Source organism: Parajatrophihabitans canadensis, from assembly GCF_053764775.1.
In genome coordinates, this window is sequence record NZ_CM132445.1 from 1,120,645 (window position 1) to 1,146,068 (window position 25,424).

Below are 25,424 nucleotides of genomic sequence, written 5' to 3' on the forward strand. Positions count from 1 at the left end.
CCGCCGATCGGCGACGCCGAAAGGGAAATCCGTCATGACTGCTGTTCGTGAGTTGCCGTTGGTTGGTGTGCGGGTTGTGGTGTTTGGGCGGTCGTTGGTGGGTGGTTTGGTGGGGTGGTTGTTGGCTGATCAGGGTGCGTCGGTGTCGTTTGTGTGTGGTGTGGGTGGGGCGGTTGGTGGTTCTGCTGCGGGGGTGGTGTGGCAGGAGTGGGATTTGGGTGATGCGGCTGGTGTGGCGGGTTTGGCGGCGGTGTTTGCGGGCGCGGATGTGGTGGTGGATGCGGGTCCGGTGGGTGTGTTGGCGGGTGTGGGTTTGGGTGGGCCGGGGTTGTTGGCGGTGTCGCCTGGGGTGTTGGTGTGTTCGGTGGTGCCGTTTCCTGGGGTTGCGGGTTCGGGTTTGGGTGAGTGTGTGGATTGGGTTGTGGCGGCGGAGCTGGGGTTGTTCCGGGTGGGGTCGGCGGTGGAGCCGATGGTTGAAGGTTTTTCGGTGGCGAGTTCGTATGCGGCCGTGTTGGTGGGTTTGTATGTGGCGGCGGTGTTGCCGCGGGTTCGGCGTAGCGGGGTCGGTGGTGAGTTGACGGTGTCGTTGTTCGGCGCCGGCTTCTTGAGCTTGGACGGTGAGATGCAGACGGTCGGCCCGAAATGGGTCGAGCCGCGCTCCACCTACCACTCCGACACCCGTGACTCGCAAGGCTTTCCGATTGGCTTGATGCACCGCGCCGGCGACGGGCGCTACGTCCAGCCGCACGGACGGACCCCTGAACTCACTGCTGCGATCATGCGGGGCCTGGGCCATCCGGAGTGGGTGGATGAGGCGGTGGCTTCGATTTATGGGGCTACGGATGTGGGTCGGGCGGAGTGGTTGGAGCGGTTTGGGGCGGTGTTCGGGTCAAGGCCGGCTTTTGAGATTGAGCGGTCGATTGCTGTTGAGGGTGGAGCGGCGGCGGTGTGTCGGACGCGTGATGAGTGGCGGGCGGAGCCGCATGCGGTGGCGTCGGAGATTTTTGTGCCGGCGGTTGAGGCGGCGGCGCGGTTGGGTGTTGAGGTAGTGGGGCCGAGTTTGCGGGTGGGTCCGGCGGTGCGGGTGTTTGCTGATGCGGGCGGCCCGGTCGCGGCGGATGGGCCTGGTCTGGGTGGGCCTGGTGAGGGTTGGTCGCCGCGGGGTTCGGTGGGTGTGGGTCCGTTGGCGGGTTTGCGGGTGTTGGATCTGGCGATTGTGTTGGCTGGTCCGACGTGTGGTCGGTTGTTGGCGGAGTTGGGTGCTGAGGTGATCAAGGTGGATGCGCCGCGGCGGGCGGTGTTTCCGTATCGCAGCCCGTATGGGTGGATGGATGTCAATCGCGGTAAGCGCAGTGTGTTGCTGGATGTGAGTACCGATGAGGGTCGGGCGTTGTTGTGGGAGTTGATCGCGGGCGCTGATGTGGTGTTGGAGAATATGCGTGAGGGTAAGGCCGATGCGCTCGGGTTCGGGTTCGAGGCGGTGTCCAGGGCCCGTCCCGGTATTACCTACATCTCTCTGAACGCCTACGACGTCGGCGGTGAGTTCGATACCTGGCCGGGCTGGGAACCTAACGCTCAGGCGGCCACTGGAATGCAGATGGCGCGGCCGGTGAACGGCCGGCCGTCGCGGATTCCGTTGGCGCCGAATGATTACTGCACCGGGTTGCTGGGTGCCTTCGGTGCGGTGCTGGCCGTGACGCAGGCTCGGGCGACGGGGCGTTCCCAGCATGTGCGGGCCAGTCTGGCCCGTACCGCTACGTTCCTGCAGCGCGAGTGCTTTGACGCCAGCCTCGACGGCCGGGCCGCTGAGTGGCGGCGGGAGGACATCTCCTTTGTGCGCTGCGCCGATGGCTGGGTCGTGCGTTCCGGTGACGGTCCGTGGCCGGACAGTTCGGGTGGCCGCCAGCAACTGGTCGATCAGTTGCTGGGTCAGGGCATCCCGGCTGGGGTGGCCCGTTCCACGACCGAGGTCGCCGAGCTGGACTGGGTCCGTAAGGCCGGGCTGCTCGTGGACTGGGATCACCCACATTGGGGAGCGATGACCACGGCCCTGGCCCATGGCGAGTCCAGCCTGGTCAACCACGAACCCCGCTGGCCGGCACCGGATCCCGGCGACAACACCACCGCGATCCTCACCGCCCTCGGCCGTAGCCCCGCCCAGATCGCCGACCTCATCGACCGCGGCATCGCCGCCAACCGAATCCCCCTATTCATGGAGGCGCCGGAGTCCGCGGCGGCCAATTCTTCGTCCGTTAGCTGAGAAGGGAATCAAGCATGAAGGTTTACGACGCACTGGCAAAGGCATTCGTCGACGAGGGCACCACCGCCGTCTTTGGCATCATGGGTGACGCCAACCAGTACTGGATGAACGCAATCTCGCAGCGCGGGGTGCGGCTCTACGACGTACGACACGAGGGCGCCGGCCTGGCGATGGCTGACGGTTTCGCGCGAGTCAGTGGCCAGCCCGGGGTGGTCACGACCACGAGCGGGCCGGGGACTGCCCAGCTCGCCACCACAATGATCGTCGCAAGCCGGGCGCAGACGCCGCTCGTCGCGTTCTGCGGTGACTCGGCGTGGGGCAAGGAATCGCCGCAGGCAATGAACTCCGAGCGCTTTGCCGCCGCGATCGAATGTGGCTACGTGCGGGTGACTTCCGCCGAGAACACCTTCGAGGGCGTTCAAAAGGCCTTCTACCTCGCGCGCACCGAGCAGCGTCCCATCATGCTCACGGCCGCGTCCAATGTGCAGCAAGAGGAGTTCGACGAGCTCGACGAGTACCGGACTTCGACCGACCTTCTCGTCGCACCTCGGCTGTACCCGGACCCCGAGGCGATAGAAAGGATCGCTGACCTGGTCACCTCGAGTCAGCGACCGGTCATCATCGTCGGCCGCGGCGCGATGGCGTCGGGCGCCGGGGAGGCGATCGTCAAGCTTGCGACCAGAACCGGTGCGCTGGTGGCCACTTCGTTGCTCGCGATGAACTACCTGCGCGACAGTTACGACTATCACGCTGGTATTTCCGGCCTGTACTCGACCAAGAGTGCGATGGAGCTGCTGCAGGAGGCAGACTGCGTGATCGGCGTCGGCGCGACGCTGAACCACTACACGACCGAGCAGGGATATCTGTATCCGTCGGCAAAGTTCGTCCACTTCGATGTCCGCCCTAACGTCGTGATGGGTGACGGGCGACCGGCGGACTACGTCGTTCAAGCCGACGCCAAGGTGGCGGTGGAACTGCTCGACTCGGTACTGATCAAGCGTGGTTTCAGCCAGACGGGCTTTCGCACTGTCGAGGTGAAGGAAAAGCTGGCGGGCGCGCTGTTCGATCCGCTGACCTATGACATCGAGCCCGGCTTGATGGATCCGCGCGATGTCTGCCGGGTGATCGACGAGAATGTTCCATCGTCACTGGGCCTGGTGATCGGTACGGGTCATTACTCGCACTTCCCGACTATGCAATGCGTGAAAGCACGCCCGTTTCATGTGCTCAACAAGTTCTTCAGCTGTATCGGGCAGTCGTTGACCACCGGTATCGGCGCGGCGCTCGCGGCGGGCAACAGGCCGACGCTGATCGTCGAGGGTGACGGTGCGTTCATGATGCATGTCGGTGAGTTCGAGACAGCAGTGCGCTATGGGATTCCGATTCTGGTGATCGTGCTGAACGACCAGGCGCTCGGCATGGAGGTTCAGAAGGCCCGCGTGAAAGGGCTCGACGAGAACCTCGGCAAGATCAGCACACCCGATCTCGGCACCGTCGGTGTCGCGTTGGGTGGCGATGGTCGACTCGTGCGGACGCCGGAAGATCTGGCCAAGGCGATTGAAGAGTACCTAGCCTCGCCGCGACCAATGATCATCGATGCCCGGGTTTCGCAAAAGGTTGTCGCCGTGCAGTATCGGCGGCTCTGGTACGGCGACCAGGAAATCTGAGCTGATCGCGGATCTGACCGCCGCAACGTCGCGGGCGGCTTCGCACGAGCTCAGCGCCTTGGCCGTCGGGTCTACACCGGCGGCCCGGGTGAGGTATCCGCCCATGATCTTGGCCCGATCGCCAGTTTGCAGGTCCTCGCGATCGTCGACGAAAGTAACCCGGTCGAACATTGCTTCGGGATGCGGATGGTCAGAACCAACACGGCATCGTCGGCGCCCACCAGGTCGACCAGGGCCAACACGTCCTCTTATAAAAGAGGATCGAAGTAGAGGGAGCGCTTCAGCGTCGCGAGAGGATCTTCGTCGAAGATCTCCGGCGTGCACCCGTACAGCTTCTCAAGACTCTGAACTTTCGCGTGGGCAGTTCGGCGCTCACTTCGTTGTCTGTTGGCAGGCCGGTGGGAGCAATGCGGCTGCCGGGCGTCCAGTGAGTGCCGATGATGTCGCGAATGAGGTGGTGTTTCTGATGTCGGACGCGGCCAGCCAGATTTCCGGATCCATCGTGAGTCGGTGGTTTCATCAATCAAGGTGGCGGCGGTTCTCGTTAGAGAGCGCGGACAACCACCGTCGACAGAGGACTAACAAATGCTCGTTGCAGGTTTGGCATCGTCACATGCACCAACGATGTTCTTGAAACTGCCGGACTGGGAGGCGGTGCATGAACGGCTTGTTCGCACCGTGCCTCAGCCTGTCGCCGCGCAGGCCGAGACGGACGAGACCAATCAAGAATCGCTACGTAGGATCGGCAACGGCTTCGCGGCCCGATCTCGTGAACCCAGGCACCTCCGAGCGCACCAAATGTCCTGTCTCAGGAGATAGGAACCCCGTGGTGACTTGCCTGCCTTGTGTCCGGTTTGGAACTGGTGCATTTGGAGTCATGTAAACCGCCTGAGCAGTGATCAAGATGTCGAGCTCTGCCTCGGTGACGTGTGTCGAATGCGGCGACGACCTGCTTCCGGCCGCCGCATATCGACGACACGCAGGACCGCACGCGGTGGAAACCAACCGGGTTAGCGGGTCCTGCGGGCTGGTTGGGGTCGCCACTCTGCGCGGTGGTCAGGATGATCGGCGTAGGGCTGGGCGAGGACGGCCATATAGAACGGGCAGCGCCGGCCAGGGTGGCGTCCCGCAAGCGTTCCCGCCATCCATCGACCTCGGGTGCGTGTGTTTCCTGGCCGGCCCACAACGCGATCAGGCGCCGCGTCGCGTCCATCTCAGCGAACGCATGAAGGTCGAATGTCCAGGTACGCACGCTCGGCAGACTCCCGCTCGGCTACTCGCGCGAGCAGGAATTCGGCCAGTGTCATGGGCTTGAGGCTATCGGCGCCTACAGGCGATCGATAGCCCGCTCGCGGTGTCGCGAGCAAGCACTTCGCCTGACAGCAGAGTGGCCGATCGAACCCCCTGAACTTCGCGATCTCAGCTAACGTCAGCCTGAAGGCTCAGGCGCAGTGCTGCTCGATTCGAGGGTTGCGCGCGCCATCGGGCGCCGACCGGCTGGACGTATGACGATCCTCGATCACATCGAATAGGTGCTGGCCCACAGCGTCGCTCAAGGCCTGCAAGGACACCGTGCATACCTGCCAACCGCAGGCGCACCAGACGGTCAAATGGCCATCGCCCTCACAACGAGCCATTACTGGATGCCCGAGAATCTTGCTCATCGACGTTCTGCCATCTCCGTGGGTGCGATGCCAGCACGCCAGGCGCACACGTCGACCCACTACCCATCATCGCTCGTCCGTCCGTCCGTCCAGGGCGAACGCCTCTCAGCGGGATCGTGGCTAACACCGCGCTGGCCGAGGCGCCTGTCGTGCAAGCAGGACCATGTGACGTGACCAGCGCCGGCCGTCGTGCTTGGGCTACTCGATGACAGGTTCGCGCGCGCAGCGGTCATTGACCGGGTCGGGGCCGAGGTCTGCGTGATCGGCGTGGCGCTGCACGATGATCGGGTAGGCGTCGCTGGTCATGCTGACATTAGCGATCCGACGCCCACAGTTGGCGCAGCTCGATCGACGTTTGGTAGCCATACGGTTACTTTCGGTCACCAACGTCGCTTATGGTAGGAAGCCACGCCGAATCTCTCACAAGAAACGCACATGGGTTCAAGGCCAGATCGCTGCCGAATTCGTCTGGCACTCGTACCGTGGTTCCCATGTCCGATCCGGATGACAGCGTCGAATCATTGCTGGACGCTATCGGGCGCGACCCGTATGAGGAGCGGTCCCAACGGGATCGAGCCATCCGCCATCTGGAGGCCATCATCGACACCGTGATCCGCTGGGAAACGCCGCCGGCCCAGTCGTTGGATTTTCCCCAAAGCTCTTGATCGGCTGGGCTGGCCGCCTCGCTTAGGAGCTCGCACCCCGGCGCAGGCCGCGCATCTCCAGCCGGCGGTGTGGTGTTTGCAGAGCTCGCGACAGTGCCGACAGGCTGTCGTTCACCGGATCGCTCCGCTGGGCACGGTGCCAATGTTAACGGGCAAGACAGTCCACCCGGCGGGTTCCGACCTGCGGCGCGACCTGGTTACCGGGCACCGCACCTTGACGACAGTCAGGATCACGTCCGGTGGACGGGATCGGCGGGCTACTCTCCGCTGATGCCCAGTGATTTCGTTCGAGAGCAACTGTCGGCGCTCATCGATGCCTACGGAGAGCCAGCGATCGACGCGCCGTTGTCCGTCAGCAAGGTGGCAGACCGTTTCAGCGGCCACACGGCCGGTGACATCCGACCGAATCACGTCCTGCGCGCAGCAAGGCACACTCGTGCCCGCGAAAACCTGGCTCCTCCCGGTGCCAGGAGAGGACCCCTACCGGCTGAGCGTAGCCATCGCGGATGTGCATGAGACCAAGCGGGCGCACTCCCTCGTTTCTGTCGTTCACCAGCAGCCCGATCAAGATCCCTTTGTGAGCTCGGCCTGGCGCTTCGGGTCCATCATTGATGGGACGCCGACCGAGGCGTTACTGACGATTGTCTAAACCGCTGGCATGCCCGTCAGCTTCGGCGGTCAGACATCGCTATTCATCGCCATCGGCATGAGCCCAGCGAAGGACTTCAAAATCTCAGCCGAACCGGTTGCCGAAATGAGCATCGAAGCGCTCATACAGCGGCGAGACGATTCCTGGCAGGTTTCCTTTGAGTATGCCATCGATGCACGCAGATACCGGGCGACAATCTGAGCGGAGGCTTCGAACATGGTTCGGCCTATGCCCGCTCGGTCATCGCGTTCGGCCGCGCTAATGTCTCGGCCCCTGAGCGGAATCGAGGTCACCGTGCGCGACGGACGAATGGCCGAGACGTCGCTATGGTCACCGATGACGGTGGCGAAATGCTGAGGACCTTCGAATCCGAACGACCTCTCGAGGGTCGGAGAGCATGTGACGCTCCCCGACGGGTAGGTGGTGGCGATCATCGGTGGCAACGAGGTCATTACCGGCAAGGCCTACAGGCAGACCGTGCATGTCGGCGATGTCTGACCCGCAGGGACTACGTGACGAGCGGAATACCTCGGCTGGCTGCATGCCTTCAATGCGGGGGCACGCGCGAGAGGTTCAAGGCGCCAATTGGCGATGCTTCCGGCAATAACGGCGAGATGCTGTGGAACGTCACCGACGTTTGCCCGAAGTGTGACGGCTGACAAGCCAGCGGCCGATTGCTGACTCACTCGGAACTTGTTCCGGTCACCGCGGCCGAGCTGGACAACAGGAAGAGCTCCGGCCCGCCCAGCGGTGCGCCGATGGTCCCGAGGCGCTAAAGGCGACGGAGGGATCCGTTAGCGGGCAACAGAATGATCCGGTGGAAGTCCGCCGAGCCGGTTGGGGTGCGGTGGCGCTGTGTTACCGCTATGCGGTGCTTACCGCCCCTGTTGGTGAGGACGGATTCGACCTCGGCAAGATCGCCGGCGTAGTCGCCTTCCTCGGCCGGGAGTTCGATGACGTCGCCAGCTCGAATCTCGGAAAACGAGATGTGCCGCATCTCTGGAGTTTAGTCCCGCCGGGAGCGGAGGTGGTCGCTCTAATTTCAGCACTCAGCGGCCATGCCGACAGGCTGATCGTGACCTCCGCCTGAACCGAACCGGCGTATCGTGAGATGGGTCAGGTGAGCCTCCTTTCGTCCGTGGCGACAACGTCGTTGCTGTCACCGGGACTCGGGCGGGGCATCGTTTGGCAGAAGAACCGGCCCGCACCCATCTAGCGGGTACGGGCCGGGACTTGTCATTCAGCCCCCGGAATGCCTGTTTCAGGTCGGGCGGTGACCCACCACCTGGCAGGAAATCGGGTCCGATCGCACCACGATCCGGTAGGCGTGATGACCGACCGGGAGGCCGCGCTCGAGCTAGGTCTTGCCGACGATGCATCTGACATTCGGGCTTATGTCATAAGTGGGTTTCTCACTCACTCTGCCTCCCGAACTCGGGCCGATAGTCCGGGTGAGCTTTGAACAGTTCAGCGACCGATCGCATTTCCTGTGCCGCAACTGGCGAACGCGATAGGTAGTAGCCCACCACGGCCATGATCGCCCGCCCGCGGTCTTCCTCGCTGACGTCCCGATCAAAGGCGCGCTCCTCGAGAAAGTCAGCCAGCGAGCCGGGTTGACTCATACCCGTCAGGCTAGCCCGTCGATTCCCAGAATCCAGCGCCCAGCGTGTCCGGTGGGGTGTAGCGGGTGCCGCCGCAGACTCGGCAGCCGTGGGTGCGTCGCCCGTCGCCGCCGGCGCATTCGCACGGATGCCACGATCGCAGGAACCGGCCGCGGCGGTAAGAGTGGCCGGCTCCGCCCGCGACCGGGTCAACCTCGAGCGTAACCGCGTTCGCTCTGCACCAGGCCTGGCGGAAATGACGCGTGGTCGCTGATGCTGGCGTCGCGATATCGTCACGTCATGGACCTCGAACCGGAGCTGAGAGCCATCGACGAAGCGGTCCAAGCGAAACGCAACGCGGAGTTGGCGATCATCTTCGCCATGACGGCGGCGCATGAGGCTGGGGTGCCGTGGCACCTGATCCGGGAACGCCTGTCCGGTGAGACCGCAGCTGATCGGCAACGATATGAGGAGATGGCCGGCCCGATCGATTACCCGAGCGACACCGATGCCGCGGCTGCCTTGATGGACGAGGTTAATCCGGACGACTGATCATCTTCGGGGAGGCGCGGACATGATTCCATCAGGGGGTGCACGGCAGCGTGTACCCGTGGCCGAGGGTCCGAGCTATCTCGCACCACGAAACATGGCTCAGTGAGTGTGGTCATCTGATTTGGCTCCGGCTGGCTCAGGATGCGCCGGCCAACGAGACGTGCTCTGACCTCAGCGACCGGTCGAAGATCTGCGCCCTCGGTCCCCGAGCGCGCTACCGCTGACAGCGGTCCAGGCCGAAGGCGCGAAGGCGCTCAGCAAACGGTCACTGCCCTCAAAGCGGAGCACCAAGATACCTGCGTCAGCGAATTCGAAGCCGATACCACCGAGTCCGGCCTCGGCATGATAGGTGCGCAGCGATCCGTCAGGAAACGTCACTGTCACCGAGTCGGGCTCGAGATGCTCGGCATGATCCAGTTCCTGGTACTCACCGACCTCACCATTGCCGCGATGCACTACGTGTCTGGCCATCTGCCTCACCTTCACTCCAATGGCTGGGCCTGTCCACTTCGACGGTATCCCCGACGCACCCGTTGCACCCGGCTCTCGGGACACGGTGACCCATATGCCCGTAAACGCGCACCTCTCGCGCGCCTGGCGCTCCCGGAGTCCCTGCGGTTCGAGCGCTCAAGCCGAGACCTCGATTGACTCTCCGGCGCTCTTCATGCGCATCGGAGAACCAATCCGATGTCGTCGTCTCGGTCAACTTCCAGCTAGGGACGCGACCTGCCGCGCTCCGCCGAAGCGGTACAGATCGCCGAGTAGGTGTCGCTGGTTTGAAGGCTCGAGCCGCCGGCCTGGGCCGATATGCGCGGCCGCACGAGTTGGTCGGTCGCTGTACCCACGTCACTTGACGAGCTGTCTTCGAGCACCACGCAGTGGAGCTCATCAGCATCCGTTCCCGGTTACCCGCTGACGACCCGGCGACGGTGTCCAGCCGAGGTCGACCTACGGCCACCGTTACATGGTCGCCGATCCATCCGAATATCTCGTCTGGCAACGTTGAGTCTGAACCTGTTGGGCAGCCGAACCGGCATCCTTCGACGTCTCCGGTGTTGCGATGGCCCACCTGCACCAAGTGCTTGTGGTCAGCGCTTCGTTGTTTTTCCGCTTGTCTTGCTGGAGGGTTCGGCTCATGAATATCAAGCAGACGCCTCCCGGTCCGATGGCGGGCAAAACGGTGGTCGTGACGGGGGGCACCGGCGGTATTGGCCGAGCATGCGCGGTGGGCCTGGCCAGGCTGGGGGCGCGGGTGGCCATCACGGGCCGCGACGCGGTCCGGGCCGAGGACGCAGCGCGCGAGGTTGGTCGCCATGGCGAGGTGGTTGTGTTTCTGGCCGACCTGTCTTCGCAGGCAGAGGTTCGCGGGTTGGCCGCGGACTTACGCCACCGTTTGGGCGGCATCGACGTGTTGGTGAACAACGTCGGCGGGTACTGGAATTCTCGTCATGTCACCGCCGACGGGCTGGAACGTACGTTCGCGGTCAATCACCTGGCCCCGTTCCTGCTGACCAACCTGCTCCTGGACCGGTCAACCCTCGGACCGCCGGCACGGGTTGTCACCGTGTCGTCCAATGCGCAGCGGTTAGGCCGCATCGACTTCGCCGACCTGCAGGGGGCCGTGTCCTACTCCGGCGCTCGCGCGTACAACCAATCCAAGCTCGCGAACGTCATGTTCACCTACGAGTTGGCCCGCAGGCATCGCGGGAGCGGCGTCACGGCAACCGCGTTGCATCCCGGTGTGGTGCGCAGCAGCTTCGGCGCGGAGGATCCCGGGCGCGCGCAGCGGGTGTTCGTTCCTGTTCTGAAACCGTTTCTGAAGAGCCCGGCGCAAGGCGCCGCGATGGCCATCAGTCTGGCCAGCTCGGGCGATTTCGAACAGGCTTCGGGTCAGTACTACGCCAACGGCAAGGCGTGGCCATCGTCCAAACGCAGCCACGACACCGAGGTCGCCGCTCGGCTATGGCGCGTCAGCGCCGACCTCGTTGGGTTGTCGAGTCAGCCTCATTGACCAGCGGATCGAGCAGTCGGCTGACTATGTCGATCGGCGGCCGCACCGGGCCAGCACGCTTGCCCGGTCGGTGTCCAGGTGCAGCTAGCACTCGCGTGTCGCATGTTCGTCACCCCGGAGGAGGGCCATGGACTCATCGAGGCCATCCGGTCATACAGCAATTCCGTCTACGGTCACAACATCGAGCGCCGGTCTGGTTCACACCGGCGGCGTGGGCGACAGCTACGAGACTGACATCGCCCTTGCTCAGTCGGAGTCATGCCCGCCCGATTACGGGCACGGTTGGATGTGACGAAACGTATTCCGTCGCCCGACCAAGACGAAACCCCTACACCTTCGCCGACCGCGACCCAGAAGTGCCGCAACCGGTAGCAGCCTGCGGCCATAACGCCACATCGTGGACGTCGAACTGCGGCTGAGAGCCATTGACGAAGTCGGCTCGCGCATGGCGGGGTTGCCGTGATCGGGCTATGCGAGGAAGATCTCAGCCATGCTGGCCTCGGGGACGAGAATCGGCTCCATCGGCGACATCCTGGTCGGAACGGGCGGCGTGCTCGCCCAGGACCCGCCGGTCGATGCCCTTGCCGGCTTCGACGTCGTGGCGCAGTTCAGTTATGGTCTTCTGAACCTGCAGGTCCGACGCTCACTCGCCCAGCATGGCGTCGCGGGCCTTCGTGCCTACCTGCCGTGGGGTACCACGGCACTTCCGGCGTCGCTCGTGGCCCAGCTTCCCCAGCACCTGCGTGGCGTGCTCTCGGCCATGCCGGCGCGGCTGGAGGTAAGGCTGACCCAACCTTATCTAACGACGCTTCGGTGGCCGACCGACATGACGGGTGGTGGCCCCGGCGGCGGAGTTTCGACAATGAAGGCGACCCTCACCGCGGGGAGCACTCACCAGCGCACGGCGGGCATCGGCTGGCGGGTCGAGATCAATCTACTAAGCCAGCGTCCCGACATCGCCGCGGTTGACCGATCGACGACGCTGCCGGTTGCTGGCGGTCCGCCGATCAACATGGCAGGGACCGCTGGTGCTGCGGCACCGGGTGTTGCGATAACGGGACAGTACCCACCGGCCGGCGACGAGGGCTCCTGGGACCGACTGACCCTCGGATTGGGTCAGGCGATAACAGAGGCAAAGGTTGCGCTCGACGCTCCCGCCGGCCGTTGGCGATTCGGCCTGACCCTCGACTTTGGCGATACGGTCGCGGCGGTGAGCTCGGAGGCCACAGGTGTCCTCGAGTTCCTGCAAGCCGATGCCGGCAAGGCGCTCCTGGTTCAGGCGCTTGCGCCGCTTCGGGCTGCATTCGGCGTTCGTCTTTCGCCGGCGATCGCGCCCGCTGGCGCGCTGGCGGCGGCGTCGGTCGTACGCGCCGATCTGCGGGGCTTCACGGTCAACGATGCGCTTATTGTCGACCAGCGCGGCGATCTCGTGCTCAGCCTGTGCGCGCAGCTCGAGGGCTCGACCGGCGGAGTCTTGCGGCTGGTCCCAGCTCTCCTGGCGGACCAGGACTTCGCCTATGCCGTCTCCGAGGCCGTGCTGCGGCTTGCCTACCAGGTGTGCTGGACCGTTGTCGCCAGCGGCGTGGCCTTTGTCGGCCAGACGCCGGTCGAGTTGCCGGTGGGCGATGACCCGAACGTGACGGCGACCGGCCGGGCGCAGTTATCGACCAGCTTCGCCGATGCCCTCGACGACGTATCGATCAAGGCGACGACAGCCGGGCACGGCGATGCCGTCAGGCTGCTGGTCCAACAGCACGTCCAACTCCTGAGCCTGTGGGACCATGCCGGCAACCAGATCACCGACGTCGGCGACCTGGCCAATCCGGTCGATGAAACGACGATCCTGCCCATCAACGTGTTCGAGACCGATGGTGGGACGCCAGACGCGCTCAACCCGAACTTCCGGGATCTCCTGCTCAAGCTAATGGCCATCCAGGTGTTTCCCACGCTCGAGCCCTTCCCGGCCCGGATGCAGAGCGTCTCGGGCTACTGCTCGGCCGCCGTGAAGACGCTGCTGGTGCGATGGACGCTGCGGACCTGGCGGGACGATGTCATCGCGCCTCCCCCTGCGGCAGTCCTAGGAAACTCATGACGAAGAAAGCAACGCCTGCAGCCGCACCGCGCACCACGAGGCGGACCAAGACGGGGCTGGTCGAGGCCTTTGCTAAGGCAGGCGCCGGTGGCCCGCATCCGCATCTCGATCCGATCAACGGCGCCGCGTTCGCCGTCGATCGAGACGTGGTGGTAGACAAAGCCAGCAATCTGCTCTCTTACCAGCGCTATCTGGCCGCTGCGCGGGCGGTCAAGGGCAGGCGCAAGGGTGCCTCGGTCTCGTTCGAGCGCAGCGTGCTGGCCCAGGCGCGCCAGGCGCGCCAGGACCTCGACGCCTTCACCGCAGCGGCGTTACGCATGACCCAGCAGGTGAACCAGACCGACCTGTGGAGCCGCACGCTCGCCGGCGCCGCGCAATCGTTGCCGGACACTGGTCCGACCACGCCCGCAGCGACGTGGGCCGAACTGACGGGAAGCGAGCAGATCAGGACTGCGCTGGCGACCCACGGCGTGTCACCGGAGATCGCTGGAACCATCACCGACGCCATGAGCAAGTTGGACGCCACGGTGTCCGTGCGCGAGGGCAAGGTGACCATCCAGACGCAGGTCGCCGGCGAGAGCGAGCCACGGAGGGTCGCGCTCGGGCTGGCCGCACGGCCCGCGGACCTGTCGCAGCTGCTGCGCCACTCCCAATTCGACGCTGTCATGGCGGCTCTGACCACTGGCCAGCCGACCTATATCGAGGCCGTGCCGGCCGCCGGCATCGCGGCCTACCAAGCTCCCGACCTTGTCGCCTTCGGTGTCGTCGCCGCACGCCAGCATATGACCGAGCATGTGCGTAAGCTCGAGGACACCGGGCTAGCCACCTACGAAGGCAATGACCCCCTCTCCTTCATCGTGGCCCTGCTGGTGATCGGAATCTATCTCGCACTGGTGGGCACGATCATCCTGGAACTCTGCGACAGCACCGGACCCGTCGAGCAGCCCGATTGGCTCTGCACGGCCGGCGGAGTGATGGTCTTCCTCGCCCTCATGGTGTTGGGAGCCCTCGCGCTCATCTTCTTCATCGACGGGGTGGCAGTTGCGTTTATCGGATGCGTGGCGTTGGTGCTCCTCCTCAATGAGATCCCCAACATGGCTGAGCAGATCTTCCCGGATTTCCACCCTGGGGGGGTGCCGCCCTGAGTGGCACGCTCGTGGTGGCGCGCTCGGCCGCAGATGCCCTGGCGGCGGCCTGCGAGCAGGCGTTCCCGCTGGAGGTCGTCGGTTTCCTGGTAGGCGCTCGGCACGGCGACGACATGGCGGCGAGCGAGTTCGTGCTCGCGCGGGGTGCGGCCGGGGGGCGCGGCGAGTTCGACATCCCCGACCATGAAGTGAGCCGCATCCAGGCCTGGGCGCAGGACCGGCGGCTGCACATCGTCGCGCTCGTCCACTCCCATCCCAGCGGCGACAGCCGGCTGAGCGAGACCGACCAGGCGGCGCTGCGTTATTCCGACTGGCCGTGGAGCGTTGTCACGCGAGTGAGTCGGACCGGCATAGAGTTCGCTGCCTACCAGCCTGGTGATGCGGCACGACTGCCCTGCCGCGTTGATTGGCGATTCACATTTACCGACGATGCAAATCCGAAGGTCACCAATGCGCCGGAGTAAGCCCAAACAGCCGCCCCCTGACTCTCCCGCAGGAGAATGCCCGCTATCCAGCGAGCGGGGGCAGGGAGGCGGGATGTGATCTTCAACGGGAGGTGGCGCAGTTCGAGCAGCACTCCACCGCGCCACTCGCCAGCAACGCAGCGTCCGACGACGCCTGGATAGCGCCGAGGCAGCGTCTGCACGGCTGTCCTAGCAGCGCCCTATGCGGTGTCATCGAGCGCAGGCGGTTTCTCGACCGCTACTGGTCGACCTGAGTCCGGATCTGGTGGCCCGCCGTTTCCCACTACTGTATAAGTGGAAACTCGACCACTGGCAGACTATTAGCAGCCGCCGCGCCGCAACGCTACCCTCATCGTGCGCAATCCCTGGACTTATCAGTACGGCACCGCGAAGCGCGTAAGCGAATCCGTGGCCTGAACCACATGCGTCCCGGCCGGCATCCGCGCCGGTTAGGTCGGAAAGGCGGAACGGCACTATTCCGAGTACGGCACCGCGCATCGAGGGGGTCGACTCGGCCACGTTGATCCCGCAGGCCAGAACGAGAGCTTCGAAGAGTTCGTCTGTGGGCCGCGCAGCGGTCCGAGCTAGCGCCGCAGGCGCCGAACGTTCTGCCGATCGACTAAGCCATTCAGCCACGAGCAGAACCCGAACGAGCAGGCCACCGCCCGGCGTGTCCGTCGCTCACGGCCGAGGTCCTGCTGAGCACGGCTCGGCGGTCACCGCCCCAGATCGTGTGCGTGCCTTTTCGGCGCGCCAACCAGCGAGGTCAGGGCATACCGCTGGTCATGCACTGCGCGCGAGGTCATTTACGCCGGAGCTTCGATGCGAAGACTGGGCAGCGCTGTCGCCGCGCACGAACGCGCGCTCAACCGACTTGAGCAGACCCGCACCGAGCTAGCATTGGCCATCCTCGAAGCGCTCGCACGTGGGGTGAGCCTGGACGACGTGGCCCGCGCTACCGGCCTCACTCGCGACCAGATCCGCGGACTTGGATCAGCGAAATGATCTCATCCGCCCTGCGGGTATCCCTCACCGGCGAAAGCGCCGACACTGTGGGCGAACCAATCGGGGGAACGAATGAGGATCAATAGAATTGAAACCGTCATCGGGTGCGCGGCCTGTGCGCGGATGCTGACGAACACCTCAGCCGTAGAACGTGCCTGCGAATATTGCGGCGTGACCATCGGGGAGAAAGCGCAACGCGCGCTTGAGTCAGAGATCCGTCGCATCGCCTGGTGAGTACTGATCTACGTGGCCTTGATCCGGCGTCGATCGGCAGCTTGAGCGAGCGCCTCGCTCACACGGATATCGCTAATTCGGTCCGCACGAGGGCGGCATCACGTTCAGCTCGGCGCTCGGCAGCATCGCGGGTTAATCGGTCTGCGATTGGATCGACTATTGGTCCATGAGGAAAGCGACCCCGCGCAAATCGGGCCGCAAAGCGTACTTCGGCATTCCCTCAGGTTTGCTGTACGGTGGCGCAACGAGCAAGCAAACGTACCGTTGTGCAGGGCGGGCCACTCCCACCGACGCCGAAGTCTGGTCAGACGTACGTGATGGATCGACCGGCAAAGAACGGCGTGGTAGATGCAAGTGGCACCGAGGAACGAAACCACCCGGCACCGATGCCCGGTGCGGAGTGTCTCGTCAGGTCTTGTTCATTACGCGATAAACGGTGCCTACCGAACAGCCCAACTCAGTGGCTATTGCTCGGTAGCTCATTCCTGCCGCTCGACACTCTCGGATGCGGTCATCTCGCTCCGAGGTGTCGAATCGCCGGGTTGGCCGAGACTTGCCGTCAAGGCCCTTCCTTTATGTGACCGCCATCGTTCGTCGCCGTTCGTCGATGCTTCAGCAAGTAGCCCCTGAATCGTCGCCCGGACTCAACGCTACCCGTGTTCGGCACACTGAACGGGTGACCCGAATCCGATTTGTGAGAGGCCCCTGGAAAAACGAAATCCGAACCTTCGATTCAGTGCCGAGCGATGGGTTCATCGATCCGGGCGGCGTAAAGGGTATGGGACGCTACTTCGTCGTCAGGCCTCTGCCGGAAAGAGACCCTGCGGACTTTGAAGCGGAATGGCTAGATGAAGGCCAAACGTGGCTAGGTGTCGAGGTTCCGAAAGACAAAACTCCGCCCACCAACTCGGCGTGAGATGGTGGGCGGAGTTCAGCGCGAGCTAGGCGGCATGAGCTGTGATTCCGACCGTCAGCGTGGTTAGGGTGTTACCGCACACCCAGGCGAGCGGCGTGCCGAGTGCGGCCCGAATGCTGAAGACGCCAGCGGTTCATGTATCCGACACCAAGACGCGAATGGATGTATCGACTCGGCCCGCCCAACGTTGACGCTGGCTAGGCGTTTGGCCGTGACGCCCCGGGCGCCGATCCCGTAACGCCCGGGGCAATCACTGATCTAGGTGGTCTTGGCTTTGCGTCGCTCGGCGGCCTGGGTGAGGGCCCCGGGGCAGGCGGAGATCTATCAGACGGTCCCGCTGGAGAGCGGCATCACGGTCATTGTTGGGTTCGGCGTCGTTCGGTGGATGCGGCGTTTGGCATGGCCTTGTTGCGTAGGTCGTCGGTGATGGTGTGCAGCGATGCGGTGACCTCGGCAAGGCGTGCCGGCGGGATGCTCTTGAAGGCGTTGCTGAGCCAATCGCTGGTCCTGGTCACGCGTTGCCGTCCCGAGGCGGTGAGTCGGATGATGAAGCGGCGCCGGTCGGACGGGTGTGGCTGCCGCTCGGCGATGCCGCTGCGTTCGAGCCGGTCGACGAGGGCGGTCATGCTCGACGTGTTCAAGGCCAAGAGAGCGCCCAGCTCGCCTTGTCCCATGGGGCCGCGGACGAAGAGGTAGCTGACGGCTTGCGACTCGGTGGTACCGACCCCGAGGTCGTCGGCGACGACGTGGCGGTAGTGCTCGGCGGCGAGGATGAGCTCGCGGAGCCCATCGGTGGCCTTCTTCAGCTCTTCCGCATTGTGACGCTCCATTCCGGCAAACTACCAGAACGCCCGTCGAGAAGCTCGATGATCGCTTGACTTGACGATCGAGCTGATTAGTGGTTCTCTCGGCATGCAGCGCAGCAAGACCGGTCTAGAAAAAGGCCGCACTCGTCATCCGGGAAACTTGAGGCGATGGGAATGAGAGACGAATTCGAAGCCGCGCGTACTTTCGCGAGGATCGCTCAGGAAATGTCGGCGGCGACCGACCTGAGCGCCGCAGGCCAGCGGATCGTCGAGTTGGCCAAGACAATCACCGGCTGCGACTCGGCCGCGCTGTGGACGCTGGAACCAGGCGACCAGATGCGGCTGAGGGCCGCAACAGACCCGGAGGCGGCCGAGCACACCAACGAAGTCGTGAGTGCTTCGCGGTCCGGCGTCGAATGGGACTGCCTGCACCTATCATCGGCCGTGCGAGTCGACGATCTTCGATCCGAACGCCGCTGGCCGGACTACTGCGCGGCGCAGCTCGGCTTAGGCATGCCCGCTTTGTCCATGACGGCGTTCCCGCTACTCACCGACGCGGGCGTCTACGCCCTCGTGCTTGGTTCCGCTCAGTCCGGGTTCTTCACCCACGAGCTACTAACGATCGGCTCGATCCTGGCTGATCACGCCGGGCTCAGCCTCAGCGCCGCCTCGTCCGGCGAGAGGGCCGCGAACATGGAATTAGCACTCGGCTCGAACCGGCGCATCGGCATCGCCCTCGGCGTCATCATGTGTCAGGACCGCTGCACCGACGAGCAGGCCTTCGCCCTGCTGCGGAAGGCATCCCAGACCACACACCGCAAGCTCCGCGACGTCGCCGAAGAAGTCATCTTCACCGGTCTCGTGCCCGAACCCGCCTCAGCCCACGCCATCTCCGCGGCATAAACCTGCTCCGCCAGTCCGCCTGACACGCGACCGGAAGCTATAGACCGTTCGCTCATCGGCAGTGCAGAACGTCGGAACGAGCACATCGGCGGCCGAGACGGCACACCGCTGTCGGGCGAACGCTTTCAGATTGTCAGCTAAGCCTGCCTTCGATCTCGTCCAACACGCGGCTTATCTCATCGCGTGTGCGTGGGTTGGTGTTCCTGAATAGGTCCTGGTCAAATCGGCCCAGGGCCTGGAGTTCGAGCGCTCGCAGCAAAACGTTCTTGGTCTCATCGTCGAAGCTGTCGTCTGCCCTGAGCGCGGCCGTCACGATCGGATAAGCGGCGTCGGCGTTTGGTGTCTCGATGAGCGACATAGGTCCTGTTGTACCAAGTTCGCGGCGCTGCGAACGTGATGCGGTCGAGGTTGGATGCCCGCCCGGACTCCCCGGGGCCCAGGCGGGCAGGTCAAGCGGCGTTAGCCAGCTAAGCGTGTGATCGGGCATCAAGACTATGAACGCGAATGAGTTCGACGTGTTGAGCTGCCATGTGGTCGAGCAGCTCGTAGACGACACCGTCCTCGATGCTCGCGGTGAGGAAGTGCGTCACTACCTCGGTGCCCTCGATGGTGTCAATCCAGGCGCCCCGAGAATGGTCGGGTCTATCTGGCCCTCTACGGAAAACTTGTAGCGTCCTGCCGTCAGGCGACGAACATGGACACAGCCGCTCATGTGGTTCGACGTCGATAGGGATCGCGAGCGCGGGCGTTGCGGGCCACACGCAGAACGTCACCGAGACAGTACACGGGAACGGCCCGACCATTACGGCAGCCGACGCCAGCGCGCTGAAGGTATCCGCGGTGGACCCAGGTACCCACTCCGGAACGGCTCAACCCACACTGCGTCGCCGCTTCGGCCTTTGTCGCCAGGGAGCCGAGATGATCGGGAACATTCATATGCCCTGCTCTCGACCGCGACGGGGCGATATGGATGAGAGATTAGGGTTGAGATCGACGGCGCCGCCTCATCCGGAATGGATGACCGTGCGGCCGGTGGAAGTACGCCTACCTGGGCTCTGCAGTGGTCGCGATGCCGAAGACCCGATCGGGATCGCCACGGTCGACAAGGACTGTGTTGGCGGGCTATTGGTCGCGGATGATGCGGATGCTGGGGCGTCGATCCGCCAGCGAGCTCGTCATGACACCTGTCCTCGCCGCGATGGCGACGTCCTACATCGTTGGGGCGGTCGTTGTCCAAGGCATGGCGGACTCGCTCTGCCTTATGTCCTTCCCGCTGTGTGGGTTTAGGCCTTATGTCCTTCCCGCTGTGTGGGTTTAGACGGTATGGCCCCCCATGGGATTCACAGCAGGTTAATTCAATCGGGATGGTCTACCGTGTGGTGAGGATCAGGATTCTTGTTGCGCTGCTCGCCTGTTGGGGTGTCGTCGCCGGCCGAATGGTTCGATGCCGCGCGGCGAGGAGTTGAACAGCCAGCACCGTCGTCGCTCGCCATGCTCCAGGTATGGAGACCCGTTCCTGGCCTTCAACGTTGACCCTCGTCAGCATTTGCCCCGGCTCCGGAAGGTGGGTCTGGTGGCGCACGCGCCGTCTCGCTTTCAGGGAAACCGGGTGTCTCATGCCGTACCGAAAGATCGCCGATAACGTCGCCACGCTAGGCCGCGAACTGGGCAGACAACCCACCCTTGAATCCACACTCAACGCCGTCGTGGAGTACGCCGTCGCCACCATCGAGGGCGCCCAAGAGGCCAGTATCACCCTCAAGGCACCGAACGGGCATTTCTGGACCATCGCATCCACCGGCGACCTGCCCATGCAGGTCGACGCGATCCAGTATGAGGTGGGCGAAGGACCCTGTGTCGATGCCCAGCAGCTCCACCACGTGTTTCGCTCCGACGATCTCACCACCGATGCACGGTGGCCCCTGTTCGGGCCGAAAGCAGTAGCCAGCACCGAAGTGCTCAGCATGATGGCCCACCGCCTGTACCTAGAAGATGACGACACCCTCGGAACACTCAACCTCTACTCACGACAACTCGCCGCGTTCGCATCCCTCGATCTCAGCACCCTCGACCTGCTCGCCACTCTCTCCGCCATCGCCCTAACCAAGGCCGCCGCTGAAGATCAGACCGCAAACCTCCAGGAAGCCTTAGCCACCAACCGCGACATCGGCGTCGCGATCGGTATCGTCATGAAGGGCTTACTGATCCCTAAAGACCAAGCCTTCGATCTGCTGCGCGTCCTCAGCCAAAACAGCCACCGAAAACTCCGCGACGTCGCACTCGACGTCGCACTCGACGTCGCACTCGACGTCGCACTCGACGTCGCACTCGACGTCATCGACCACGGCGAGCTGGACGATCGACCGGCCGCCAGCGCCATACTGAATGAGATCGACTTGATGCTCCATCGACGTCCACGACTCGGGAGCCTCGTCCCTAGGGTAGAAAACCTGCGGGCCCGCCGGAACGGGCAACCGATGCATACCTTCGGACCATCGACGCTGACGGCGGCCGAATTGCGCACCCTTCCGCTGCTCTCCACACACACCTAACTTTGGCTCAGGTAGCGGCCCGCCACAACCTATCTCGAAGCACTATCAAGACTCACGTTGAGTCCATCTACCGCAAGCTCGACGCGCACTCACGTGCTGAAGCTGTTACCCACGCTCAAGAACTTGGACTCATCGGCGAGAAGTAACGCCGCTGGCATGCCTTCGTCCAGCATCGCCATACTGAGCAGGGTGGTTGTGCATGGACTTCGTCGCCCTCCCCGACAGCCTGCCTATCGAGCGAGCGACTAAGACGAAAAACGGCGGCGCTTGCTAGGCCAGCCAGCACGTGTCCCATAGCCCGACCATCCGCCACCGGCACAGCGGTCCGACTCGAAACACCTGGACCAGTCATGAACAGTAGGTAAACACCAGGGGTGTACGAAGCATGGAAACCCGTACGTGGTCGAAGGTGCGATGACGAATAGGTGACCCGCAAGGGGCATACGGGGTAACCCCCCGGCTCTCGCACGCGTTACGGGTCTCAAATCGCACCGCTCGTAGATCTGCGACCGATTGGGACGAACGGAATCGATCGGCGCAGGCGCCCGCCATCTGCATCGCGGACAAAGCCTCGTTGTTTTAGAACGGCAACGGTCCGCCGGATGTCACGCTCGTCAGCGTCAAGGCGGGCCGCGAGATCAGGGATATCTGGGTGCCCAGCGGTGTCTAGGACCTCGTCGGCCACGGCCTGGACATGCCGCACAGTCTCGTTAAAGCGTGCGCAATCCAGTCGGTACAACCAATGCGCGAAGGCTGGTTAAACCTCATGCGGCTGCCGCTGTCGGAATTGAGGTGATCATGGCGTCGAGTTCGAAACGGTCGATGCGGATTAGTCGAGGCCCGCATCGGTATCCCCTTATCCTGCCTGAGGAAACGTGGCGGCGGATGGTGCGCGGATGAACGCCTGCATAACTGGCGGCATCATCGAGCGCGAGGAATTCATGTTTTGGGGATGGGCGATTTGGTGGCACAGCACAACTCCGGGGTGTCTGATTTGACGAGTGGGGCTCGGCGTCCGCGGCCCGTCCAGTAGCGAGCTGCCTTTACCGTGCGACCGCCCCCATGTGCCTGGGGAGGGCGTTGTAACTCCGACCGCGGAGCAACCGATCGGTCAAACCGAGAAGGGCGCCTTAACCCTAACGGCAGGTTACTTCCGAGCGTTTCTAGCTGTGTCATTAGTCTACTGTGCGGGTCCCACAAAAAAACCGCCTAGAACGCCACTGGACGGATCTTCGAGCTGTTTTCTGTCGCATCTCCACACGGACGAACTTAAGGTAGCGAGTACCGACGTTGCAACCTTTCCGATCGCGATTCTTGCGTATACGCAAGGGCTTTCTCGTATGGTGCCCGTATTTGTGGCCAAGAACTCAAACGTAGCCTTGCGTAAGCGCAAGAATTTCGGCGTGTCGATCAGCCGCGCTTAGCCCTTCCTGGCGAGGTCTGAGAGTGCCTTGGCGATTTCGGTGTCGCGGCCCTGAGCCGCGTGCTGGTATCTAAGTGCGGCGGCCGGTGTCGAGTGTCCGAGTCGGCTCATCAGCTCAGCGAGCGTGGGGCCTGTGGACGCGGCGAGTACCGCGCCCGTGTGGCGTAAGTCGTGCCAAGCCTTACGCGCAGGTCGGGGAGCGGCGTCATGAACGCACCAACAGAAACCTTCTCTGAGGCCACGCTTCGTTGGGAACGGACCGGCACATATCACCAGATCGAGGGTAAGCGGATCTTCGTCCACCGGGGCCGGCCCTGAGACTGGGCCGAAGGTGCTGCTCATCCACGGGTTCCCGACGTCGTCGCATGACTGGCAACGGGTCACCGAGCTACTAGCCGACCGTTTCTGCTGCGCCGCGGTGGACCTGCCCGGCTACGGCCTGTCGGATAAGCCCAGGGCCTACAGCTACTCGCTGTTCCAGCAAGCCGACGTCGTCGAGGGTGTCGCGAGCGCACTCGGCTTCGCTGGTGCACACGTCATTAGCCATGACGTCGGCACCAGCCTGCACACGGAGCTACTCGCCCGAAATCAAGAGGGGCGGCTTCGTTTCGAGCTGCTTTCCTCAACCTTCCTCAACGGAAGCATGCTCAAGAGGATGGCGCACCTGACCGACTTTCAAAAGATGCTCGAAGTCCCGTCCCAGCTCGACCGCGCCCAGCAAATCTGTGACAACCTGATGCCCGATTACGTGGATCGGATCAAGGACGCCATCGTGCGTCCGGAAGCCATCACCGATGAGGACGCGATAGTCATGACCGAGGTGATGGCCTACCAGCACGGCAACAGCAGACTCACCAACATCTACAGCTACGTCCGCGAACGCTACCTGATGCAGGACCGCTGGATCGGCGCGCTGAAGAACGAACGAACTCCGCTCCAGATCGCGTGGGCCGCCGAAGATCCCATCGCGGTCCTCGAGATGGGACGCGCGATCCACGCCATGCTTCCCCAGGCCCCGTATACCGAAATTCCTCATTCCGGCCACTTCACCCCGATCGAGCAACCAGAACATATTGCGACCGCATTCCGAACGTTCCACGCCACGATCTAGGGCTTCTTGGCCACCATCACCAGGGGTTGCGATGAGTATTGCTTCAGGTGCCGATGTCTCGATCGGCGGTCAGGGCTATGTGATGGACCTACAGGGACGTATCCAGATCCCGAGGATCGCTGCGATCACGGCCGCTTTCCTGCGCAGTTGAGCTGGGCTTGGTTTATCTTTGGGCGTTCATTTCGGCGGGATTCGGCATCAGCTACACCAACAAGGCAACACCGCCCCCAGACAGCGCCGACCCGGTCAAGGCGCACTACGTGTGGACTTTCACGGTAGACAGCAGCAAAGGCTGGATCACCTCAGGATTCCAACACTCACCGACCGCGGGCTTCGTCAACAACAATCTGCACGGCCCGCTGGCGTTCATCCCGCAGAAGCTCCCCACCGGACTCGACGACCTCGGGTGGATGATCGCGCTCGGCGGCCTCGGCGTCGCGCTCACCGTCGGAATCTTTTCCGTGGTGGCCGGCTGGGGCGGGCTGCTGCTGAACCTGCTGCTCTGGCTCTCGACATTCCCGCCGTCCACCAACCCCATCATCGACGGCGAACACGTCACCTTCGGTCTCGTGATCTTCCTGCTGATGTGGCTACACGTCTCGAACTACTGGGGCTTCGGGCGATGGTGGCGAACCCACACCCCCAGGCTGCTCAACTAAAGCTCGCCCGCTTTCGCGAAGAACCGGTTCGGCGACGTGATGACCGCGTCGTCGCATCGCTTACCGAGCAGGCCGCGAAGGAATCGAAGAAATAAGCCTGAAGTGATCTAGCGCCCGCTCATGTCGAATTGCGGATGCCCGGCTGGTGCGTCCGGTGTTCATTGTCGTTGCTGATGAACGTTGTCTGATCGACGTCCGCACCGCAACTGCGCGGCGAGGCGTTTCGTTGCCTTAGTTGCTGAGCGCGCTGACCCCGTCGCCGAGGATCTTCACGCCTATGACGAGCAGAATGACGACGACGATCACCGTTGCGTTGTCGGTCATCCAGATTTTGAGGCTGTTCAGCATCTTCCTCGAACGGTCGCCCAGAACGTAATAGAGCACTACCGGTGTACCGACGCCCAGCGAGGCGATCACCACGAAGATCAGCATTGACAGCGCCTGTTCGCCGCCTGCGATCCCGGTCTGGGCGACCGCAAGTGCGGCGGCCGCGGTGATCAACAGATTCTTGGGGTTGAACCCGCCAAACAGCGTAGCTATGCCGCCCGCCTTTACCGGACTGAACTCGTCCAGGGCGCTCATCCATTTAGGTGGTGGTTCCGCGGGCGCATCGGGACGCGGACGACCTTGCCACTGCTTAGCTGCGAACAATAACAGGAGCGCACCGAGGGCCAGTTCGAGTATGCCAACCCAGGTGGCGGGGCTGCTGTTGCTTGTCGAGCCGATACTCCCGGCCAACAACAACACGACCGTGCCAACCAGGGCGACTGATGCCATCCAGCTTAAGAGAAATGCCGGTCCGTTGATCCGCCCACGGGCACTGACGAGCATCAAAACCAAAGCGATGATCCCCGTCGGAGTGAGGGCCACGACGACAGCGCTGGGCAGAATCTGACCGATCGCATTACCCACGTGGTCCTCCTGAGATTCTCACCGGACCACGCTGTCAGGAGTGACCGCCGGCGGACTCACCCGATATGGATGAGGCACGGCCCGGAACGGACAACGCCCACCCTGGCATACATCCGCAATTGTCGATTTGCGG

The 25,424-nt window shown here is 63.6% G+C and carries 25 protein-coding genes and 2 pseudogenes; 17 read left to right on the top strand and 10 right to left on the bottom strand.

Going from position 1 to position 25,424, the window contains the following annotated elements:
- Window positions 1-34 precede the first annotated feature (34 nt).
- On the top strand, window positions 35-2,260 hold the full coding sequence (locus ACSMXN_RS05435; protein WP_455407702.1) for a CoA transferase: 2,226 nt from the start codon (window positions 35-37) through the stop codon (window positions 2,258-2,260).
- A gap of 14 nt (window positions 2,261-2,274) precedes the next feature.
- On the top strand, window positions 2,275-3,927 hold the full coding sequence (locus tag ACSMXN_RS05440; RefSeq protein ID WP_022915936.1) for a thiamine pyrophosphate-binding protein: 1,653 nt from the start codon (window positions 2,275-2,277) through the stop codon (window positions 3,925-3,927).
- 1,010 nt (window positions 3,928-4,937) lie between these two features.
- Here ACSMXN_RS05440 and ACSMXN_RS05445 read toward each other — a convergent pair.
- Window positions 4,938-5,072 carry a DUF6221 family protein gene (locus tag ACSMXN_RS05445; protein ID WP_455407703.1) on the bottom strand — a complete coding sequence of 45 codons (135 nt, stop codon included), beginning with the start codon at window positions 5,070-5,072 and terminating at the stop codon, window positions 4,938-4,940.
- A gap of 1,010 nt (window positions 5,073-6,082) precedes the next feature.
- On the opposite strand from ACSMXN_RS05445, the gene ACSMXN_RS05450 reads away from it, so the two are divergent.
- The 3 genes from ACSMXN_RS05450 to ACSMXN_RS05460 all read left to right on the top strand — a co-directional run bounded on the left by ACSMXN_RS05450 (window position 6,083) and on the right by ACSMXN_RS05460 (window position 7,106).
- Window positions 6,083-6,256, top strand: coding sequence for a hypothetical protein (locus ACSMXN_RS05450; protein ID WP_022915942.1), 174 nt, complete (start codon window positions 6,083-6,085; stop codon window positions 6,254-6,256).
- Window positions 6,257-6,692: 436 nt separating this feature from the next.
- On the top strand, window positions 6,693-6,905 hold the full coding sequence (locus tag ACSMXN_RS05455) for a hypothetical protein (RefSeq protein ID WP_027140070.1): 213 nt from the start codon (window positions 6,693-6,695) through the stop codon (window positions 6,903-6,905).
- Window positions 6,906-6,914: 9 nt separating this feature from the next.
- Complete coding sequence (locus tag ACSMXN_RS05460) at window positions 6,915-7,106, top strand: hypothetical protein (protein ID WP_155958604.1); 192 nt, start codon at window positions 6,915-6,917, stop codon at window positions 7,104-7,106.
- Window positions 7,107-7,677: 571 nt separating this feature from the next.
- Here the strand turns inward: ACSMXN_RS05460 and ACSMXN_RS05465 are convergent.
- Window positions 7,678-7,902: a hypothetical protein gene (locus tag ACSMXN_RS05465; protein ID WP_155958605.1), complete on the bottom strand. Its 225-nt coding sequence runs from the start codon at window positions 7,900-7,902 to the stop codon at window positions 7,678-7,680.
- Between the two features lie 415 nt (window positions 7,903-8,317).
- Window positions 8,318-8,527 carry a hypothetical protein gene (locus ACSMXN_RS05470; protein ID WP_022915946.1) on the bottom strand — a complete coding sequence of 70 codons (210 nt, stop codon included), beginning with the start codon at window positions 8,525-8,527 and terminating at the stop codon, window positions 8,318-8,320.
- 279 nt (window positions 8,528-8,806) lie between these two features.
- On the opposite strand from ACSMXN_RS05470, the gene ACSMXN_RS05475 reads away from it, so the two are divergent.
- Entirely contained in the window at window positions 8,807-9,058 is a 252-nt protein-coding gene (locus ACSMXN_RS05475; protein WP_155958606.1) for a hypothetical protein, read from the top strand.
- A gap of 171 nt (window positions 9,059-9,229) precedes the next feature.
- Here the strand turns inward: ACSMXN_RS05475 and ACSMXN_RS05480 are convergent, their stop codons facing one another.
- Window positions 9,230-9,529: a hypothetical protein gene (locus ACSMXN_RS05480; RefSeq protein ID WP_155958607.1), complete on the bottom strand. Its 300-nt coding sequence runs from the start codon at window positions 9,527-9,529 to the stop codon at window positions 9,230-9,232.
- 664 nt (window positions 9,530-10,193) lie between these two features.
- Here ACSMXN_RS05480 and ACSMXN_RS05485 point away from each other — a divergent pair.
- The 5 genes from ACSMXN_RS05485 (at window position 10,194) to ACSMXN_RS05505 (ending at window position 15,775) form a co-directional block, all read left to right on the top strand.
- Window positions 10,194-11,069, top strand: a complete 876-nt coding sequence (locus ACSMXN_RS05485; protein WP_027140071.1) for an SDR family NAD(P)-dependent oxidoreductase — start codon at window positions 10,194-10,196, stop codon at window positions 11,067-11,069.
- A 490-nt stretch (window positions 11,070-11,559) separates the two neighbouring features.
- Window positions 11,560-13,161 (top strand): hypothetical protein, encoded by a 1,602-nt coding sequence (locus ACSMXN_RS05490; protein ID WP_022915951.1) that lies wholly within the window; start codon window positions 11,560-11,562, stop codon window positions 13,159-13,161.
- Window positions 13,158-14,306: a hypothetical protein gene (locus ACSMXN_RS05495; protein WP_022915952.1), complete on the top strand. Its 1,149-nt coding sequence runs from the start codon at window positions 13,158-13,160 to the stop codon at window positions 14,304-14,306. Before ACSMXN_RS05490 ends, ACSMXN_RS05495 begins: the two co-directional genes overlap by 4 nt.
- 11 nt (window positions 14,307-14,317) lie before the next feature.
- The gene (locus ACSMXN_RS05500) at window positions 14,318-14,770 is read left to right on the top strand and encodes a Mov34/MPN/PAD-1 family protein (protein WP_022915953.1); all 453 of its coding nucleotides are present in this window, start codon (window positions 14,318-14,320) and stop codon (window positions 14,768-14,770) included.
- An 822-nt stretch (window positions 14,771-15,592) separates the two neighbouring features.
- On the top strand, window positions 15,593-15,775 hold the full coding sequence (locus ACSMXN_RS05505; protein WP_022915954.1) for a hypothetical protein: 183 nt from the start codon (window positions 15,593-15,595) through the stop codon (window positions 15,773-15,775).
- Window positions 15,776-16,417: 642 nt separating this feature from the next.
- On the opposite strand, the gene ACSMXN_RS05510 is transcribed toward ACSMXN_RS05505, so the two are convergent.
- Both ACSMXN_RS05510 and ACSMXN_RS05515 read right to left on the bottom strand, forming a co-directional pair.
- A complete protein-coding gene (locus ACSMXN_RS05510; protein ID WP_455407769.1) occupies window positions 16,418-16,516 on the bottom strand; it encodes a helix-turn-helix domain-containing protein in 99 nt (32 codons plus the stop codon).
- Window positions 16,517-17,281: 765 nt separating this feature from the next.
- Window positions 17,282-17,755: a MarR family winged helix-turn-helix transcriptional regulator gene (locus ACSMXN_RS05515; protein WP_455407704.1), complete on the bottom strand. Its 474-nt coding sequence runs from the start codon at window positions 17,753-17,755 to the stop codon at window positions 17,282-17,284.
- A 144-nt stretch (window positions 17,756-17,899) separates the two neighbouring features.
- Here ACSMXN_RS05515 and ACSMXN_RS05520 point away from each other — a divergent pair, with 144 nt between their 5' ends.
- Entirely contained in the window at window positions 17,900-18,634 is a 735-nt protein-coding gene (locus tag ACSMXN_RS05520; protein ID WP_455407705.1) for a GAF and ANTAR domain-containing protein, read from the top strand.
- Window positions 18,635-18,767: 133 nt separating this feature from the next.
- On the opposite strand, the gene ACSMXN_RS05525 is transcribed toward ACSMXN_RS05520, so the two are convergent.
- Entirely contained in the window at window positions 18,768-18,992 is a 225-nt protein-coding gene (locus ACSMXN_RS05525) for a hypothetical protein (protein WP_022915784.1), read from the bottom strand.
- Window positions 18,993-19,128: 136 nt separating this feature from the next.
- Between ACSMXN_RS05525 and ACSMXN_RS05530 the strand changes: the two genes are divergently transcribed.
- The 3 genes and pseudogenes from ACSMXN_RS05530 to ACSMXN_RS05540 all read left to right on the top strand — a co-directional run.
- Window positions 19,129-19,305 (top strand): hypothetical protein, encoded by a 177-nt coding sequence (locus ACSMXN_RS05530; protein WP_155958583.1) that lies wholly within the window; start codon window positions 19,129-19,131, stop codon window positions 19,303-19,305.
- Between the two features lie 945 nt (window positions 19,306-20,250).
- Complete coding sequence (locus tag ACSMXN_RS05535) at window positions 20,251-21,186, top strand: ANTAR domain-containing protein (protein ID WP_022915781.1); 936 nt, start codon at window positions 20,251-20,253, stop codon at window positions 21,184-21,186.
- A 2-nt stretch (window positions 21,187-21,188) separates the two neighbouring features.
- A pseudogene (locus ACSMXN_RS05540) lies at window positions 21,189-21,251 on the top strand (hypothetical protein); the annotation flags it as partial.
- Between the two features lie 699 nt (window positions 21,252-21,950).
- Here ACSMXN_RS05540 and ACSMXN_RS05545 read toward each other — a convergent pair.
- Together ACSMXN_RS05545 and ACSMXN_RS05550 are read right to left on the bottom strand one after the other, a co-directional pair.
- Window positions 21,951-22,157: a helix-turn-helix domain-containing protein gene (locus ACSMXN_RS05545; RefSeq protein WP_081649389.1), complete on the bottom strand. Its 207-nt coding sequence runs from the start codon at window positions 22,155-22,157 to the stop codon at window positions 21,951-21,953.
- Window positions 22,158-22,606: 449 nt separating this feature from the next.
- Window positions 22,607-22,786, bottom strand: a pseudogene (locus ACSMXN_RS05550) (site-specific integrase); the annotation flags it as partial.
- A 154-nt stretch (window positions 22,787-22,940) separates the two neighbouring features.
- On the opposite strand from ACSMXN_RS05550, the gene ACSMXN_RS05555 reads away from it, so the two are divergent.
- Together ACSMXN_RS05555 and ACSMXN_RS05560 are read left to right on the top strand one after the other, a co-directional pair.
- Window positions 22,941-23,720, top strand: a complete 780-nt coding sequence (locus ACSMXN_RS05555) for an alpha/beta fold hydrolase (RefSeq protein WP_022915778.1) — start codon at window positions 22,941-22,943, stop codon at window positions 23,718-23,720.
- A gap of 158 nt (window positions 23,721-23,878) precedes the next feature.
- Window positions 23,879-24,379 carry a hypothetical protein gene (locus ACSMXN_RS05560; protein WP_022915777.1) on the top strand — a complete coding sequence of 167 codons (501 nt, stop codon included), beginning with the start codon at window positions 23,879-23,881 and terminating at the stop codon, window positions 24,377-24,379.
- A 231-nt stretch (window positions 24,380-24,610) separates the two neighbouring features.
- Here ACSMXN_RS05560 and ACSMXN_RS05565 read toward each other — a convergent pair whose 3' ends face one another.
- Window positions 24,611-25,291, bottom strand: a complete 681-nt coding sequence (locus ACSMXN_RS05565; protein WP_022915776.1) for a GAP family protein — start codon at window positions 25,289-25,291, stop codon at window positions 24,611-24,613.
- Window positions 25,292-25,424: the final 133 nt, after the last annotated feature.

Coding starts and splice junctions, on each gene's coding strand:
- ACSMXN_RS05435 (WP_455407702.1), top strand. CDS start 35: ATGACTGCTGTTCGTGAGTTGCCGTTGGTTGGTGTGCGGGTTGTGGTG.
- ACSMXN_RS05440 (WP_022915936.1), top strand. CDS start 2,275: ATGAAGGTTTACGACGCACTGGCAAAGGCATTCGTCGACGAGGGCACC.
- ACSMXN_RS05445 (WP_455407703.1), bottom strand. CDS start 5,072: ATGGCGGGAACGCTTGCGGGACGCCACCCTGGCCGGCGCTGCCCGTTC.
- ACSMXN_RS05450 (WP_022915942.1), top strand. CDS start 6,083: ATGTCCGATCCGGATGACAGCGTCGAATCATTGCTGGACGCTATCGGG.
- ACSMXN_RS05460 (WP_155958604.1), top strand. CDS start 6,915: ATGCCCGTCAGCTTCGGCGGTCAGACATCGCTATTCATCGCCATCGGC.
- ACSMXN_RS05465 (WP_155958605.1), bottom strand. CDS start 7,902: ATGCGGCACATCTCGTTTTCCGAGATTCGAGCTGGCGACGTCATCGAA.
- ACSMXN_RS05470 (WP_022915946.1), bottom strand. CDS start 8,527: ATGAGTCAACCCGGCTCGCTGGCTGACTTTCTCGAGGAGCGCGCCTTT.
- ACSMXN_RS05475 (WP_155958606.1), top strand. CDS start 8,807: ATGGACCTCGAACCGGAGCTGAGAGCCATCGACGAAGCGGTCCAAGCG.
- ACSMXN_RS05480 (WP_155958607.1), bottom strand. CDS start 9,529: ATGGCCAGACACGTAGTGCATCGCGGCAATGGTGAGGTCGGTGAGTAC.
- ACSMXN_RS05485 (WP_027140071.1), top strand. CDS start 10,194: ATGAATATCAAGCAGACGCCTCCCGGTCCGATGGCGGGCAAAACGGTG.
- ACSMXN_RS05490 (WP_022915951.1), top strand. CDS start 11,560: ATGCTGGCCTCGGGGACGAGAATCGGCTCCATCGGCGACATCCTGGTC.
- ACSMXN_RS05495 (WP_022915952.1), top strand. CDS start 13,158: ATGACGAAGAAAGCAACGCCTGCAGCCGCACCGCGCACCACGAGGCGG.
- ACSMXN_RS05505 (WP_022915954.1), top strand. CDS start 15,593: ATGCGAAGACTGGGCAGCGCTGTCGCCGCGCACGAACGCGCGCTCAAC.
- ACSMXN_RS05515 (WP_455407704.1), bottom strand. CDS start 17,755: ATGGAGCGTCACAATGCGGAAGAGCTGAAGAAGGCCACCGATGGGCTC.
- ACSMXN_RS05520 (WP_455407705.1), top strand. CDS start 17,900: ATGGGAATGAGAGACGAATTCGAAGCCGCGCGTACTTTCGCGAGGATC.
- ACSMXN_RS05525 (WP_022915784.1), bottom strand. CDS start 18,992: ATGTCGCTCATCGAGACACCAAACGCCGACGCCGCTTATCCGATCGTG.
- ACSMXN_RS05530 (WP_155958583.1), top strand. CDS start 19,129: ATGAACGCGAATGAGTTCGACGTGTTGAGCTGCCATGTGGTCGAGCAG.
- ACSMXN_RS05535 (WP_022915781.1), top strand. CDS start 20,251: ATGCCGTACCGAAAGATCGCCGATAACGTCGCCACGCTAGGCCGCGAA.